Origin of the sequence: Pseudarthrobacter niigatensis (genome assembly GCF_030812615.1) — a bacterium.
GTDB classification, from domain to species: domain Bacteria; phylum Actinomycetota; class Actinomycetes; order Actinomycetales; family Micrococcaceae; genus Arthrobacter; species Arthrobacter niigatensis.
Map to the genome: position 1 here is coordinate 157,691 of NZ_JAUSTB010000003.1, position 14,199 is coordinate 171,889.

14 protein-coding genes are annotated in these 14,199 nt (G+C 66.6%); 6 read left to right on the forward strand and 8 right to left on the reverse strand.

Annotated features, from left to right (window positions below; genetic code table 11):
- Positions 1-205: 205 nt before the first annotated feature.
- Complete coding sequence (locus tag J2T23_RS05945) at positions 206-1,681, forward strand: APC family permease (RefSeq protein WP_307358021.1); 1,476 nt, start codon at positions 206-208, stop codon at positions 1,679-1,681.
- Here J2T23_RS05945 and J2T23_RS05950 read toward each other — a convergent pair.
- Positions 1,674-2,297, reverse strand: coding sequence for an AmiS/UreI family transporter (locus tag J2T23_RS05950; RefSeq protein ID WP_307358023.1), 624 nt, complete (start codon positions 2,295-2,297; stop codon positions 1,674-1,676). The genes J2T23_RS05945 and J2T23_RS05950 overlap by 8 nt on opposite strands.
- Positions 2,298-2,498: 201 nt before the next feature.
- Here J2T23_RS05950 and gdhA point away from each other — a divergent pair, with 201 nt between their 5' ends.
- On the forward strand, positions 2,499-3,836 hold the full coding sequence (gene gdhA, locus J2T23_RS05955) for an NADP-specific glutamate dehydrogenase (RefSeq protein ID WP_307358025.1): 1,338 nt from the start codon (positions 2,499-2,501) through the stop codon (positions 3,834-3,836).
- A 12-nt stretch (positions 3,837-3,848) separates the two neighbouring features.
- Here the strand turns inward: gdhA and J2T23_RS05960 are convergent, their stop codons facing one another.
- Positions 3,849-4,805: an AraC-like ligand-binding domain-containing protein gene (locus tag J2T23_RS05960; RefSeq protein ID WP_307358028.1), complete on the reverse strand. Its 957-nt coding sequence runs from the start codon at positions 4,803-4,805 to the stop codon at positions 3,849-3,851.
- Between the two features lie 165 nt (positions 4,806-4,970).
- Between J2T23_RS05960 and J2T23_RS05965 the strand changes: the two genes are divergently transcribed.
- Complete coding sequence (locus J2T23_RS05965) at positions 4,971-5,645, forward strand: DUF1345 domain-containing protein (protein ID WP_141182628.1); 675 nt, start codon at positions 4,971-4,973, stop codon at positions 5,643-5,645.
- Positions 5,646-5,730: 85 nt separating this feature from the next.
- Here the strand turns inward: J2T23_RS05965 and J2T23_RS05970 are convergent, their stop codons facing one another.
- Both J2T23_RS05970 and J2T23_RS05975 read right to left on the reverse strand, forming a co-directional pair.
- A complete protein-coding gene (locus J2T23_RS05970; protein ID WP_307358031.1) occupies positions 5,731-5,907 on the reverse strand; it encodes a CsbD family protein in 177 nt (58 codons plus the stop codon).
- An 85-nt stretch (positions 5,908-5,992) separates the two neighbouring features.
- Positions 5,993-6,598: a TetR/AcrR family transcriptional regulator gene (locus J2T23_RS05975; RefSeq protein WP_141182626.1), complete on the reverse strand. Its 606-nt coding sequence runs from the start codon at positions 6,596-6,598 to the stop codon at positions 5,993-5,995.
- A gap of 121 nt (positions 6,599-6,719) precedes the next feature.
- On the opposite strand from J2T23_RS05975, the gene J2T23_RS05980 reads away from it, so the two are divergent.
- On the forward strand, positions 6,720-8,657 hold the full coding sequence (locus tag J2T23_RS05980; protein ID WP_307358035.1) for a primary-amine oxidase: 1,938 nt from the start codon (positions 6,720-6,722) through the stop codon (positions 8,655-8,657).
- Positions 8,626-9,123 carry a hypothetical protein gene (locus tag J2T23_RS05985; protein WP_347885030.1) on the forward strand — a complete coding sequence of 166 codons (498 nt, stop codon included), beginning with the start codon at positions 8,626-8,628 and terminating at the stop codon, positions 9,121-9,123. The genes J2T23_RS05980 and J2T23_RS05985 overlap by 32 nt, the downstream gene beginning before the upstream one ends.
- 11 nt (positions 9,124-9,134) lie before the next feature.
- On the opposite strand, the gene J2T23_RS05990 is transcribed toward J2T23_RS05985, so the two are convergent.
- The 4 genes from J2T23_RS05990 to J2T23_RS06005 all read right to left on the reverse strand — a co-directional run bounded on the left by J2T23_RS05990 (position 9,135) and on the right by J2T23_RS06005 (position 12,637).
- Positions 9,135-10,118 (reverse strand): NAD-dependent epimerase/dehydratase family protein, encoded by a 984-nt coding sequence (locus J2T23_RS05990; RefSeq protein WP_307358037.1) that lies wholly within the window; start codon positions 10,116-10,118, stop codon positions 9,135-9,137.
- 102 nt (positions 10,119-10,220) lie between these two features.
- Positions 10,221-10,595: a cupin domain-containing protein gene (locus J2T23_RS05995; protein ID WP_307358040.1), complete on the reverse strand. Its 375-nt coding sequence runs from the start codon at positions 10,593-10,595 to the stop codon at positions 10,221-10,223.
- A 150-nt stretch (positions 10,596-10,745) separates the two neighbouring features.
- A complete protein-coding gene (locus tag J2T23_RS06000) occupies positions 10,746-11,504 on the reverse strand; it encodes a ThuA domain-containing protein (protein WP_210411355.1) in 759 nt (252 codons plus the stop codon).
- A complete protein-coding gene (locus J2T23_RS06005) occupies positions 11,504-12,637 on the reverse strand; it encodes a Gfo/Idh/MocA family protein (RefSeq protein WP_307358043.1) in 1,134 nt (377 codons plus the stop codon). Before J2T23_RS06005 ends, J2T23_RS06000 begins: the two co-directional genes overlap by 1 nt.
- 148 nt (positions 12,638-12,785) lie before the next feature.
- Between J2T23_RS06005 and glnT the strand changes: the two genes are divergently transcribed.
- Entirely contained in the window at positions 12,786-14,192 is a 1,407-nt protein-coding gene (glnT, locus tag J2T23_RS06010; protein WP_307358050.1) for a type III glutamate--ammonia ligase, read from the forward strand.
- The last annotated feature ends 7 nt before the right edge of the window (positions 14,193-14,199 follow it).

Below are 14,199 nucleotides of genomic sequence, written 5' to 3' on the forward strand. Positions count from 1 at the left end.
TCCCCGCCACACGCCGTCGGCTGTGAGTGGTGCGGGCGGAAAGGTGGGGAATTTCAGCGCGGCTGCAGCGGCGGGAGGATGCCCAGTCCTGCACTGCGCTGACAATCAACAACTCGTCGCTGGTGGACAAAGGGCTTCGGTGCCCCGCTGCCAAGCTGGATTCCACCGCAATTTTCCTGAACTCATGACCGTTAAGAAGGATCAAATGAGTATTTCGAATTCCGAGCCCCGGACCACTGACGCTCCGGCCAAGGAGCATTCAACGGCACTGCGTGCCGGCAGCATCGGCGTCCTGGGCATCCTCTTCTTCGTCCTGTCGGCACAGGCTCCCCTCACGGGGATCGTGGGCGCCTCGCCGCTTGCAGCAGCGCTCGGTAACGGTGCCGGCGCACCCGGCGCCTACCTGATCGTGGGCATCGTCATCGTGATCTTCGCAGTGGGGTTCGTGGCGATGAGCCGCAAGATCCAGGCCAACGGCGCCTTCTACGCCTACGTGACGGCGGCATTCGGCAGGCGGACGGGAGCCGGTGCGGCGTGGCTGGCACTGCTGGCCTACAGTACCGTCCAGGCCGCCATGTACGGGCTCTACGGCGCTGCCTTCTCCGGGCTCCTAGCCTCTGCCGGGCTGGCCATTCCCTGGTGGTTGCCGGCCCTGGCCACCATGGCCGGCGTCCAGGTTCTGGGCTCCCTTAACATCGAACTCGGTGCGCGCGTGCTGGCCGTGCTGGTGGGCCTGGAGGTGGCCATCCTCCTGATGTTCGGCTTCGCCGTGCTGTTGCACGGCGGCGGCCCGGAAGGCATCAGCGTGGCCGCGTCCTTCTCCCCGGAAGCCATCGGTGCAGGAGCTCCCGGTGTTGCCATCATGTTCGCGGTGGCCTCCATGTTCGGCTTCGAGTCCACGGCCATCTACTCCGCCGAGGCGAAGGATCCGCACCGCACTGTGGCCCGGGCAACCTACCTGTCCGTCGGCGTGATCTCGGTGTTCTTCGCCTTTATTTCCTGGATGCTGGTGAGCTATTACGGCCCCTCGCAGGTGATGGACGCCGCGGGTGCCGCGCTCGAGTCAGGGGATGCCACCTCCTTCGTGCTGGGCCCGCTGGTGGAACTGTTCGGCCCCTGGGCGGGCATCGTGGCCGGCATCCTGCTGGTCACCTCGCTGCTCGCCGGCATCATCGCCTTCCACAACGGCATCAACCGGTACCTCCACTCCCTGGCACTGCGTGGTTCCATGCCCGCCGTCCTCGCCCGGACCAACCGGCACCGGGCACCTGCCGTGGCAGCCTGGGTCCAGTCCGCCACCGCCGTCGTGCTGGTGGTGCCCTTCGCCATCCTGGCCATGGATCCTGTCCTGACTCTGTTTTCCTGGTTCAGCGGCCTGGCCGTGGCGGCACTGCTGGTGCTGTACATGCTGTGTTCCGCGGCCGTCGTCGCGTTCTTCCGCCGGGAGCGCGCGGGAGCCCAACTGTGGCAGACCCGCGTCGCTCCCGTCCTGGCGGCGGTCCTGTTGGCTTGGGTTTTGTCCCTGGTGGTCAGCAACTTCACCGCCCTCATCGGCGGCAGCGCCGAGACTGCTGCTGCCCTGCTGGTGGCGGTCCCGGTGGTCTTCCTGGCGGGAGTCCTGGTGGAATCGGCCATCCAGCGACGCCAGCACGTTGGCTCCCTGGGCCACGCGCTCACTTAGCCGGCAGGGACTCTCTGGCCCGGCGCGGAACATCCTGTCCGCGCCGGGCCAGTGCGCGTGCCGCCACGAACAGCCCGGCCAGGAGCAGGGCGGCCAACCACGCAACGGCGGCCGAACGCGGCCAGAGACCGGCCAGGCCCAGGAACGCGGGAACAGTGGCAGTAACCTGGCTGGCCAGCACCAGCGCCCAGCCGGTGAACGGCTCCAGCCGCGCGGCGCCGAGTGCAGCAGAGGTGAACAACAGCCCCCACAGCACCGCCCAGCACACCCAGAGCACCGCGAGCAGCGGGTCCGGACCGAGCCAGGCGCCCGCCAGCAGCAGGCCGAAGAACGCCACCATGCCGCAGAACCAGCCCAGGCCCGTCGAGCCCAGCCCCAGCAGGCCATCCAGTCCGGCATAGGCGTACGTCAGCCCGAAAAGGAACATGCCGGCGGCCGCCAGAAGGTCTTCAGTGCCGGTACTCCCGGTGGAAAGATGGACGACGCCGAGCACCAGCTGGGTGCCGCCGAGCAGCAGGCTGAAGGTGGCGGCGTCGATGCGGGGGAGGCGTTCGAGGGTCGCCAGCCCGTTGATCAGCAAAGCGGCCCCGGAGAGAAGCAGGCAAATGAAGGGCATCAGCGCGCCTCCGCTAGAGAGAATCGCCTGAACCAAGATCTCACAATGTGAAATATCCTTGTCACATTACGGAGATTATCCCACCTGGACCGGTCCGCCTACTGCTCCCCGGTCGTAATCCGATAAGTTGAAGAGTAAACCTATGGGGCGACGTTGCTTTTGCGCTGTCCCTCGTTTCGGCTCAGAGGTAAGGAACAGTTCATGGACGCACGGCTCGAAGCCATTAAGGACACCGTCCTGGCCCGGAATCCCGGTGAGGCGGAGTTCCACCAGGCAGTGGTGGAGGTCTTCGAAAGCCTTGGGCCGGTCCACGACAGGCATCCGGAATTCCTGGAGGCCGCCATCCTGGAACGCCTTTGCGAGCCTGAACGCCAGATCATTTTCCGCGTTCCGTGGACCGATGACGCCGGCCGCGTCCAGATCAACCGCGGTTTCCGGGTGGAATTCAACTCTGCGCTGGGCCCGTACAAGGGGGGCCTGCGCTTCCACCCGTCCGTCTACCTGGGCATCGTCAAATTCCTCGGCTTCGAGCAGATCTTCAAAAATGCCCTGACCGGCATGCCAATCGGCGGCGGCAAGGGAGGCTCCGATTTCGATCCGCGGGGCCGCAGCGACGCCGAAGTGATGCGCTTCTGCCAGTCCTTCATGACCGAGCTCTACCGCCACATCGGTGAATACACCGACGTTCCGGCCGGCGACATCGGCGTGGGCGGCCGCGAGATCGGTTACCTCTTCGGCCAGTACAAGCGCATCACCAACCGCTACGAGTCCGGAGTGCTCACCGGCAAGGGCATTTCCTGGGGAGGCTCCCTGGTCCGTCCCGAAGCCACCGGCTTCGGCACCGTCATCTTCACCCAGGAAATGCTGAAAACGCGCGGGGCCTCCTTTGATGGCCAGCGCGTGGTGGTGTCCGGCTCCGGCAACGTGGCCATTAACGCCATCGCCAAAGCCCAGTCCCTCGGAGCCGTGGTGGTGGCCTGCTCCGACTCGTCAGGGTACGTCGTGGACGAGTCGGGAATCGACGTCGCGCTCCTCCGCGAGGTCAAGGAAGTGCAGCGCGGCCGCCTGAAGGATTACGCGGAACGCCGTGGTGGTGTCACGTATGTGGACGGCGGCTCAGTGTGGGACGTCGATGCGACCGTGGCGCTTCCCTGCGCCACGCAGAACGAGCTCGACGGCGCTGCTGCCGCCCGCCTGGTGGGCAGCGGCCTGCTCGCCATCGGCGAAGGCGCCAACATGCCCTCCACCCGCGACGCTGTTGCGGTGTTCCAGGAAGCGGGCGTCCTGTTCGGGCCCGGCAAGGCCGCCAACGCCGGCGGCGTGGCAACCTCGGCCCTGGAAATGCAGCAGAACGCAAGCCGTGATTCATGGTCCTTCGAGCACACCGAAGAGCGGCTGACCGAGATCATGGTGGGCATCCACGACCGCTGTGCCGCCACCGCCGAGGAATACGGCGAACCCGGCAACTACGTGCTCGGCGCCAACATCGGCGGGTTCGTCAAGGTAGCCGACGCCATGCTGGCGCAGGGGTTGATCTAGGAAACGCCTGCATCAGCCCCGGCGCCATTCGCTGGGTGAGACACCAAAAGCATCCCGGAACGTGCGGCTGAAATGGGCGGCATCCAGGAACCCCCAGCGGGCAGCAACCGTGCCGACTGACTGCCCGGCATGCAGCGGGTCACGGAGGTCGCGGCGTGCGCCTTCGAGCCGCTGCGTCCGGATCCAGCTGGCTACGGTGGTCCCCGACTCGTGGAAAACGTTGTGCAGGTGCCGGGTGGAGATGAAATGCGCCGCGGCGATGCTTGCCGGTGACAGCAGGGGATCGGCCAGGTTGGCTTCGATGTACTCGCGGACCGAGACGGCCAGCAGGGCCTGCGGCTTCATGCGGTCCGGCGTGATGTCCATTTCCGCGTGCAGCATGGTGGATACCAGGTCCAGGGCGTTGGTAGCCAGCCTTGAGCCACTGGGACCGTTCAGGACGTCCAGGTTCGCCGACAGTTCGCGGATGAACTGGCCCACCATTCCGCTCAGGCCCCCGCTTCCCATGCGCACGGCGGCGAGCTGCCCCACGTAGTCCGCGGGCAGGGACAGGGCATCGCAGGGAAACATCAGGACCATGATCCTGGTGCTGTCCTCGAAGGCAAGGGTGTACGGGCGGTTGGTGTCGTAGATTGCCAGGTCGCCGGGCTGGAGGACGGCTTCGCGGTTGTCCTGGATCAGCAGGCCCGTGCCTTCCAGCTGCAGGTTCAGCTTGAAATAGCGCTCATGGGACTGTGCGATCAGTGCGGGGGTGCGGTGGACCTCGTGGGAGGTGGCGGTGACCTCCACGACGGACATACGGTCCAGCACCCGGGCCCGCATGCGGCCCTGGAAGCCGTCAACGTCGGCGGTCCGTGCGGCGAGAGGAACGAAGGATTCCGCCACCAGGTGCTTCCAGTGGTCAAACGACGCGGCCACCCTGGAGGTCAGGTCCTGGTGTGGGATGCGGGCTGTGGTTGCTGCTTGCATGGATGTTCCTCGCGACGGATGGCCACTTCACGTTTCCCCCGGAACTGTGCCTTGCGACACAGTTTTCCCAGACTAGCGGGCGGATACTCTTTTTTCAACGGTCGGCGAAAATAAGAAGTTCGTCTTTCCAGCCGCAGCCCAGACTCCCGTGCCATGATCGGGGCCATGAGGTCCATGACGGCTGCCGGTGACCACTACCGGAACTTCAACTCCCGCGCGCACCACTCCCGGCTCCGGATGGTGGTGATGCTCGCCGTCGGCCTTGTCGCGGCACTGGCGGTTGGCACCTTCGGCACATGGACGTATGCCCCGGCGCTCGGCTGGGCCGCCGCCTCGGCCACCTACCTCATCTGGGTCTGGAGCGTCATCGGGCGCCTGGGCCCTGCGGCCACTGCTGCCCATGCCAGGCGGGAGGATCCCGGCAGGGTCTTTTCGGACGCGCTGGTCCTGGGTGCCACCGTGGCCAGCTTTGCTGGGGTGGCCCTGATCCTGCTTGACGCCGCCAGTGAGCAGGGAGGTGCCAAGGATGCCACGGTTGCCATGGCGCTGGGCAGCATTGCCCTCTCGTGGTTCCTGGTCCACACACTGTTCACCTTGCGGTATGCGGCCATCTATTACCGCGACGGCACGGGTGTGGATTTCAACGAAGGGAGCCAGCCCCGGTACTCGGACTTTGCCTACCTGGCCTTCACAGTGGGCATGACGTTCCAGGTATCGGACACCGACCTGAAGACCACTGCCATCCGCTCTACGGTCCTGCGCCAGGCGCTGCTTTCCTACCTGCTCGGCGCCATCGTCCTGGCCACCACCATCAACCTGGTGTCGGGGCTGATCCACTGAGCGTCCCGGCGTCCCGGCCAAGCCGGGCGCTTAAACGCAATGGGTGCAACTCCGGTTGGAGTTGCACCCATTATGCGAGCGCCGACTAGTCCTTCTTGAAGGCGTCCTTGACGTGTTCGCCGGCCTGCTTAAAATCCGACTTTGCCTGGTCCGTCTGGCCTTCGGCCTTCAGGCTCTCGTCGCCCGTGGCGTTTCCGGCAGCTTCCTTGCCCTTGCCGCCGAGCTTCTCTGCAGCGTTGCCGATCTTGTCATCCAAACCCATGGAGATGCTCCTTACAGTTCGTGCTCGCTCCGGCATCTGCCAGAACCTGACCCACCAATAGTAAGCATACTTTCGAGTTTGCCGCTCATTTCCGGCCGGGAATTTTGCCGAGGAGCGCGAGATAGCCCTCAAGCTGGGCGGCATGGCCAAAATCCGTTTCGCCTTCCGGCGCCAGGGCCGCCTCGATCTGGGCTCCCAGCAGCATGTTCAGCAGCTGCCCGGCAAGGATGGAATCGTCGACGGCGGCGGTCACGTCGCCGCTGTCCCTCGCCTCTCCCAGGAAGCGCCGGATGGCAACCAGCCATTCATTCATTGACTGCTGGTGGATCGCCGCCTTCCGGGGGTCGTTGATGGCCCGTTGCCAGAACGGGACTACGATGCGTGCCTCGTTGACGCGCTCTTCGTCGAGGGGAAGGACCTCGAGGGAAAAGGCGCGCAGCGCGTCCAGGCCCGTCCGCCCGGCCGTGACCTCTGCGATGCGCCGGTTGGTCCTGTTGAAGACGTGGCTGAAGGCGAATTCGAGCAGGGTGTCCTTGGTGGGGAAGTAGGGTTTCAAGGCACCGTTGGCAAAGCCTGCCTCCGTGGCGATCTCGCGCATGGTGGCGCTCTCAAGGCCCTGCCGGGCGATGATCCGCCAGGTGGCATCCATGAGTTCCAGGCGGCGCTCATCATGGTCAACTATCTTCGGCACCGCGGCCACTCCCCGGAAATTTTTCGCTCAGACTCTTGTGGGCCATGTTACGGACGTTTATTCTCTACAACTATAGAAAATAAACCAGTGGCCGGTGACGGCCCGGACAAAGGCTCTTCCCATGACTCTCGCAGCAACCGAAACCGCCTCCGCCTTCCGCCTGGCAACCGCGGAGGAAATCCTGGACGTCCGCGCCCTTCTGCAGGCGGAAGGCCACCTGGGCCCCCGGCACCGCATCGCCTATCTCGGCCTGCTGGATCCGGCGCGGGGCGCGGAACCGCAGGCGGACCGCCGTTTCCGGGTCTTCATCCACGACGTCTCCGGGGCTGCGCCGAGGGACGTCGTTGTCTCCGTTACCCAGCAAAAGGTGCTCTCCGCCGTCGTCCTGGACACTGCAGTGACCGGCGAGCTGCCGGTCTTGGAGGAGGAGTTCGAAGTGGTGGAGTCCCTCCTCGCCACTGACGAACGGTGGCTTACGGCACTCGCCGTCAGGGGACTCGACGTCCAAAAGGTCCGCGTGGCCCCGCTCTCGGCCGGCGTCTTCGAATACGGCGAAGAGAAGGGCCGCCGCATCCTCCGCGGCCTGGCGTTCGTGCAGGATTTCCCCGAGGACAGCGCCTGGGCACACCCGGTGGACGGCCTGGTGGCCTACGTGGACGTGGTCAGCAGGGAAGTCACCCAGGTCATCGACCTCGGTGCCATGCCCATCCCGGCCGAGCACGGCAACTACACCGACCCCGAACTGACCGGGCCGGTCCGCGAAACCCAGAAACCCATCAGCATCACCCAACCGGAGGGCCCCAGCTTCACTGTCACGGGCGGCAACCACGTGGAGTGGGAAAAATGGAGCGTGGACGTGGGCTTCGATGTCCGCGAAGGCGTGGTCCTGCACAACCTCGCGTTTCGGGACGGCGGCCGGAAACGGCAGATCATCAACCGCGCGTCCATCGCCGAGATGGTGGTGCCGTACGGTGACCCGTCGCCCGTCCGGTCCTGGCAGAACTACTTCGACACCGGCGAATACCTGGTTGGCCAGTACGCCAACTCCCTGGAACTGGGCTGCGACTGCCTGGGTGAGATCACCTACCTCAGCCCGGTCATCAGCGACGCCTTCGGCACCCCGCGGGAAATCCGCAACGGCATCTGCATGCACGAGGAGGACTGGAGTATCCTCTCCAAGCACTCCGACCTCTGGAGCGGCGTCACCTACACCCGCCGCAACCGCCGGCTGGTCATCTCCTTCTTCACCACGATCGGCAACTACGACTACGGCTTCTACTGGTACCTCTACCTGGATGGAACCATCGAATTCGAGGCCAAAGCCACCGGCATCGTGTTCACCTCCGCGTTCCCCGAGGGCGGCTCGGACAACATCTCCCAACTGGCGCCCGGCCTGGGCGCCCCCTTCCACCAGCACCTCTTCAGCGCCCGGCTGGACATGGCCATCGACGGCTTCACCAACCGCGTGGAGGAGGAGGACGTCATCCGCCAGGCCATGGGGCCAGGAAACGAACGGGGCAATGCCTTCTCCCGCAGGCGCACCGTCCTGGCCCGCGAGTCCGAAGGCGTCCGGGAAGCCGACGCCCGCGCCGGCCGCACCTGGATCATCTCTAACCCGGGGTCAAGGAACCGGCTGGGCGAGCCCGTGGGATACAAACTGCACTCCCACAACCAGCCCACGCTGCTGGCAGACCCGGACTCCTCCATCGCCCGCCGCGCCGCCTTTGCCACCAAGGACCTGTGGGTCACCCGGTACGCCGAGGACGAGAAGTACCCCACGGGCGACTTCGTGAACCAGCACGCCGGCGGCGCGGGCCTGCCCGCCTATGTCGCGCAGGACCGGGACATCGACGGCCAGGACATCGTGGTGTGGCACACCTTCGGCCTGACCCACTTCCCCCGGGTGGAGGACTGGCCCATCATGCCCGTGGACACCGTCGGCTTCAAGCTGCGGCCGGAGGGCTTCTTCGACCGCAGCCCGGTCCTGGACGTTCCCGCCAACCCCAACAAGCAGGAATCCTCCTGCCATGCCGAGGGCAGCAGCGGTGGCTGCCACTAGCCTGACCCCCGCCCCGGCAGGGAGCACGACGGCGGCTGGACGGGACCGTGCCCTGCGGGTCCATGCCCAACGGCCCGGCCAGCACGCCCGGCTGGTTGCCATCGTTACCGCGGTCTCCTGCGCGGCCCACGTATGGCTGGCCGTCTCCGGGCGCCACGGCACGTGGCTTGGCGTGCTCATGCTGGCACTCGCCGCGGTCTGCGCTCCCTGCGCGGTCCATATCTGGCGGCACAGCCGGGTGGGTGCGCTGCACCAGGTCACCATCGCTGCCGTGGTGATGGCTGCCCTTCATGCAACACTGCTGCTTGGCGCCGGCGGTGCCGGGCACGCGCACGGCGGCCAGCCGCCGTCGTCCGCTGGAAGCGGCTCCGGCAGCACGGACCTGTTGCTGGTTGTCGCCCTGGAACTAACGACGGCGCTGCTCGCCGCCACGCTGGTGGCTCGGCTCCGGCGGTCCTGCCGGTAGGCCGTCGAGGCTCAGCCGGCGACGCCGAGCGGGCGGGCCACATGCAGCTGTTCGTGGTCAACCAACCACTGGATGGATTCGAAGATTGCCTGCTCCGGTTCGTACCGCGGCGCGTAGCCGAGCACGGAGGCCGCTTTTTCGATGCTGAAGCACTGGCTGCGGTAGAGATGGTTCCAGCTCGCATCCGCGTGCTCGCGGGAGGTGTTCCCGCGGAAGCGGTCCCACGAAACTGTCTCCAGCACTGCAGCGTGGCCGAACCAGGCGGCAGCGATGTCCGCATAGCCGCGCACTGTCAGCGCGGTAGGGGCAACGATGTTGAAGTCCTCCCCGGCGGCCGCTCCGCGCCGGGCAATCGCCTGTTCGAACGCCTGCGCGACGTCATCGGCGTGCACATGGTGCATCAGCTCCGTGCCGCTGCCGGGAATCCGAAGGGGCTGGCCTGCAGAGATGGTCTGCCAGACGGTGGGATCGAGGTTGCCCAACGGACCGACCGGCTGCCATCCCGGCCCCACAATGTGGCCGGGATGCAGGGACGTGGTGGCCAGGCCGCCGCTGGCGGTTTCTTCCTTCAGCATCAGGGCAATCCGGTTCTTCTGGATGCCATATTCGCCAAAGGGTGGAGCAGCGGAATCCGAGCCCTCCCTGATGGGCAGCTTCAGGCTCTGCCCGTACCGCCAGACGGAGCCGCAGTGCAGCAGGTGCCCCACCTCGCCCCGCAGCCGCTGCACCAGCTGCGCCGCCGATTCGAGGGTGAAGCAGACCAGGTCCACCACGACGTCCGGTTTGAGGGCCGCCACCCGGTCCGCGAACGTTTCGTCCCGGTCTTCCGCCTCACGGTCTGCGGTGACGTGGTGCACCTGCTGCCACTCCGGTGCCTCCGTGTAAGGCCTGCTGGTGCCGCGGCTGATGTTGGTGACCTCATGGCCGGCGCGGACCAGCCGGGGGACCAGGAACGACCCGATGTGGCCGCTGCCGCCGATGACGGTGACTCTCATTGCTCTCCGATCGTTGCGTTTCCTCAAACGGTAGGGCCGCAGCAGCGGGAAAGGGAGGGCCTGCGGACCTCCCTTTCCTCGTGGTTGGCGGCGGGCCGCCGGTCACTCCGGCTTGGCGTACTCCGCGGCGCTCATCACTTCGTAGCAAACGTAGGTCCCGCTGCCCTCCACCCAGGCGTCGTGCCCGGCCGGAATGGAGTAGGCGTCACCGGCGTGGATGGTCATCCGGCCTCCATCGACCAGTTCAACGGTCAGGGTTCCGGCTACGCAGACGCCCAAATGGCTGACCTGGCAGCTGTCCGTGTGGACCACCGTCTTGACGGTCTCCGACCAGCGCCAGCCGGGTTCGAAGGTGAAGCGGCCCAGGGTGGTACCGCCGAGTGTGACGACATCGACCTGCGTCATGGGCGGCCGGCGCTTTTCATCCGGCTCATCGAAGGATTTTGATTCAAGGTCCTTGACCGTTACTGCTGGCATTTCAGGCTCCTGGGAAGGAGGGGGTTGTTTAATTCACCCGGGCGTGCGGGGCGCTCCGGGAGGATGGTCCGCCAGGGAGGGGTGTGCCCGTCCGGAACCTGCCGAACCTCGTGTGCGACGATCCCAATCTGCTCCGCCGCAGAGGTGATGTCAATGCTGTTTTGCCCCGTCAAACCACTCCCGGGCCGGGTTGGTCACGGCCGGGGCGGAACGGTCCACATCTGGCTGCGCAGCCCACCGCACGCCGTTGGCCAGGACCCGCTGGACCTGCGGATGGTGGTACACCGGGTACTCCTGGTCGCCCGGGCTGAAGTAGAAGATGCGGCCTTTTCCGCGGGTGAAGGTGACGCCGGACCGGAATACCTCACCGCCGGCAAACGAGCTGATGAAGATTAGGTCGTCAGGGTCCGGGATGTCGAACAGTTCGCCGTACATCTCCTGCTCCGGGATGACGATGGGGCTGTCCACCCCGTCCGCGATGGGGTGGGACGGCTTGACGGTCCACACCAGTTCGCGCTGGCCATCATTCCGCCAGGCAAGGGAGCAGCTGGTACCGAGCAGTTTGGTGAAGATCTTCGAGAAGTGCCCCGAGTGCAGCACGATCAGTCCCATCCCGCCCAGCACGTGCCGGTGGACGCGCTCGACGACGGCGTCCCCCACCTCCGCGTGCGCGATGTGGCCCCACCACAACAGCACGTCAGTCTCCGCGAGCACCTCTTCGCTGAGGCCGTGGTCGGCGCCGGTGGCCAGGACCGCCGTCGTAATCTCCGCGTCCGGAAAGTGGGAGCGGAGGCCGGCGGCGATGGCGCCGTGGATGCCGTCCGGGTATATCTCCCCGATGTGGGACGGCTCATTGTTGGCTTCGTGGACGCCTTCGTTCCACACCAGGATCCGCAGTCCGCCGTCCATCAGAGCCGAACCTCCCTCTGCTCGCGTGCGGACTGGTAGCACGCGTCGATGACCTGCGCCCGGTACAGCGCCAGGGATCCGTCATGGTTGGCCCAGACGTTCGCGCCGCCGCGCACGGCGGTGACAAAGTCCTCCACCACTGCATCGTGTGCGCGGCCCGGCAGGACCGGGGGCAGGTAGTCCGCGGACTCCCCGTCCTTGTCCGCGAACACCCGCAGCCGGCCCACCGGCGGAAAGGGGGCCCCGTGCACCCTGAGCTCGGCACCGCCGTCGGTACCGTACACGGTGAAGTCCAGCTGGTCGTCGGTTTCCCGGTAGGCAGCCCAGCTGGCCTCGACCAGCAGGGTCGCGCCGCCCTCCAGCCGCAGCAACGCCGTGGCGAAGTCTTCCACGTCGAAGGCGTGGCTGGTGGCCTGGGCGGAGAACCGGCTTCCGCCGCCCCGGCCCTGCGGACCCAGTTCGGCATGGGTGGCTGCGGATACCGCCACCACCTTCGGCTCGCCGAGGAGGTACAGGGCGAAGTCGAGCACATGGACGCCGATGTCCGCCAGGGGGCCGCCGCCTGCGAGCTCCGGGTTGGTGAACCAGCTGCCCAGCGTGGGGATACCGGCGCGCCGCAGCCACGAGGCCTTCGCGTAATACGGCCGGCCCAGGCCGCCGCCGTCTATCACGTCCTTGAGCGCCCTGATGTCCCCGCGGCGGCGGTGGTTGAAGGCGACGTCAAGGACGCGGTCGGCTTTGCGGGCGGCGTCCACCATGGCCTGGCCTTCCGCAGCGTTGCGGGCGATCGGCTTCTCGCTGAGCACGTGGAGGCCCCGTTCCAGGGCGGCGATGGCGATCGGGGCGTGCAGGAAGGTGGGCACTGCCACGCTGACCGCGTCCAGGCCGCCGTGCTCCAGCATGTCCTCCCAGCCGGCGAAGGCGTTCGGGATGGCGTATTCGGCCTGCAGGGAGTCCCGGAGGTCCTGTTCCATGCCGGCCACCGAGACGATGCTTACTCCGTCCAGCGCCGAGTAGGCCTTGAGGTGCTGCTGGCCGGCCCAGCCGATGCCCACCACCCCCACCCGTAAGTCCGGGATGGGGGTCTTTGCTTCGGCGGGTGCCTGCGGGTCAGGGGACTGCTCATTGCTCAACGGGTACACCCTCTCTCTTTGCTGGACGCGTACCCCCATCCCATCGAAACATGCATTTAACCTTCCGGCCCGACGCGTGAAATACGGCCTTGGATACTTTGATGCAACAAGGTTTACTGTAACTAACCAATTGGACAGGAATGTTTCGATGACCAGTGTCGCAACCCCTGCTGTAACCCCCGCCATGGAGCCGGCCCCTGCGTCCGCCGCTCCCGCCTCCGAACCGACGATCACCCTCGCCGACATCGCCCGCGCCCATGGCATCCGCTTCCTCCTGGCCACCTTCGTGGACATGACCGGAAAGCCCTGCGCCAAGCTCGTTCCGGTGGAAGCCGCCGACGAACTCGAAGCGGGCGCCATGGGCTTTGCCGGCTACGCGGCCGGCCTCATCGGCCAGAAGCCCCAGGACGGGGACCTCATCGCCGTCCCGGACCTCGCCTCCTTCACCCCCGTCCCTTTCATCAAGGAAGGGCTGGCCATCATCCACTGCGACCCGCACGTCGACGGCAAGCCCTGGCCCTACGCCCCGCGCGTCATCCTCAAGAACGCCCTCGCCCGCCTGGCGGACCAGGGAATGCAGGCCAAGGTAGGCGCCGAGGTGGAGTACTTCCTGGTCAACAGGAGCGACGACGGGACGCTGAGCACCGCCGACACCCGGGACGATTCGCCCCGCCCCTGCTACGACGCCCGCGGCGTGACCCGGATGTATGAGCACCTCACGTCCATCAGCGACGCGATGAACTCACTCGGCTGGGGCAACTACGCCAACGACCACGAGGACGCCGCCGGCCAGTTCGAGCAGAACTTCACGTACGCCGATGCCCTCACCACCGCCGACCGCGTCATCTCGCTCCGCTACATCCTGAACATCCTGGCCGGGCAGCGCGGCATGACCGCCACCTTCATGCCCAAGCCGTTCACGGACCGCACCGGCACCGGCCTGCACTTCCACCTCTCGCTGTGGTCGGGCGCGGACGCGCTGTTCCCGGGGGAGGACGGAAACACGGACGACGGCGGACGCGGCCTGGGGCTGTCCGGCCTCGCGTATTCCTTCATCGCCGGAATCCTGGACCACGCCCCCGCGCTGCAGGCCTTCCTCGCCCCCACGGTCAACTCCTACAAGCGCACCGGCGCCACTACCAGTTCCTCCGGCGCCACGTGGTCGCCGCGGAAGGCCTCCTACGGGGGCAACGACCGGACCCACATGATCCGCGTGCCGGACAACGCGAGGCTCGAACTCCGCTCCGGGGACGGTTCCGCCAACCCCTACCTCGCCGTCGCCACCGTCATCGCCGCGGGGCTGGACGGCGTGGAGAAGGCACTCGACCCCGGGACGCCATCCGGGCCGGGGGAGTCCAAAGCGGATGCCCATCTCCTGCCGGCCACCCTGCTCCACGCCGTGGAAGCGCTCCGCAGGGACCCCGTGATCCTGGCCAGCCTCAGCGGCGATCCGGAGATCGGAACCTACTACGCAAACGCCAAGGAAGAGGAGTTCCTCAGCTGGCACAACCAAGTCAGCGACTGGGAAATCCGGACGTACCTCACCTCGATCTGACCACTAC

What these genes read in the sequence shown, in the direction of transcription:
- J2T23_RS05990 (WP_307358037.1), bottom strand. Translation starts at nt 10,118, where the DNA reads ATGAGAGTCACCGTCATCGGCGGCAGCGGCCACATCGGGTCGTTCCTG.
- J2T23_RS05970 (WP_307358031.1), bottom strand. Translation starts at nt 5,907, where the DNA reads ATGGGTTTGGATGACAAGATCGGCAACGCTGCAGAGAAGCTCGGCGGC.
- J2T23_RS05945 (WP_307358021.1), top strand. Translation starts at nt 206, where the DNA reads ATGAGTATTTCGAATTCCGAGCCCCGGACCACTGACGCTCCGGCCAAG.
- J2T23_RS05995 (WP_307358040.1), bottom strand. Translation starts at nt 10,595, where the DNA reads ATGCCAGCAGTAACGGTCAAGGACCTTGAATCAAAATCCTTCGATGAG.
- J2T23_RS05980 (WP_307358035.1), top strand. Translation starts at nt 6,720, where the DNA reads ATGACTCTCGCAGCAACCGAAACCGCCTCCGCCTTCCGCCTGGCAACC.
- gdhA (WP_307358025.1), top strand. Translation starts at nt 2,499, where the DNA reads ATGGACGCACGGCTCGAAGCCATTAAGGACACCGTCCTGGCCCGGAAT.
- J2T23_RS05985 (WP_347885030.1), top strand. Translation starts at nt 8,626, where the DNA reads ATGCCGAGGGCAGCAGCGGTGGCTGCCACTAGCCTGACCCCCGCCCCG.
- J2T23_RS05950 (WP_307358023.1), bottom strand. Translation starts at nt 2,297, where the DNA reads ATGCCCTTCATTTGCCTGCTTCTCTCCGGGGCCGCTTTGCTGATCAAC.
- glnT (WP_307358050.1), top strand. Translation starts at nt 12,786, where the DNA reads ATGACCAGTGTCGCAACCCCTGCTGTAACCCCCGCCATGGAGCCGGCC.
- J2T23_RS05960 (WP_307358028.1), bottom strand. Translation starts at nt 4,805, where the DNA reads ATGCAAGCAGCAACCACAGCCCGCATCCCACACCAGGACCTGACCTCC.
- J2T23_RS05965 (WP_141182628.1), top strand. Translation starts at nt 4,971, where the DNA reads ATGAGGTCCATGACGGCTGCCGGTGACCACTACCGGAACTTCAACTCC.
- J2T23_RS06000 (WP_210411355.1), bottom strand. Translation starts at nt 11,504, where the DNA reads ATGGACGGCGGACTGCGGATCCTGGTGTGGAACGAAGGCGTCCACGAA.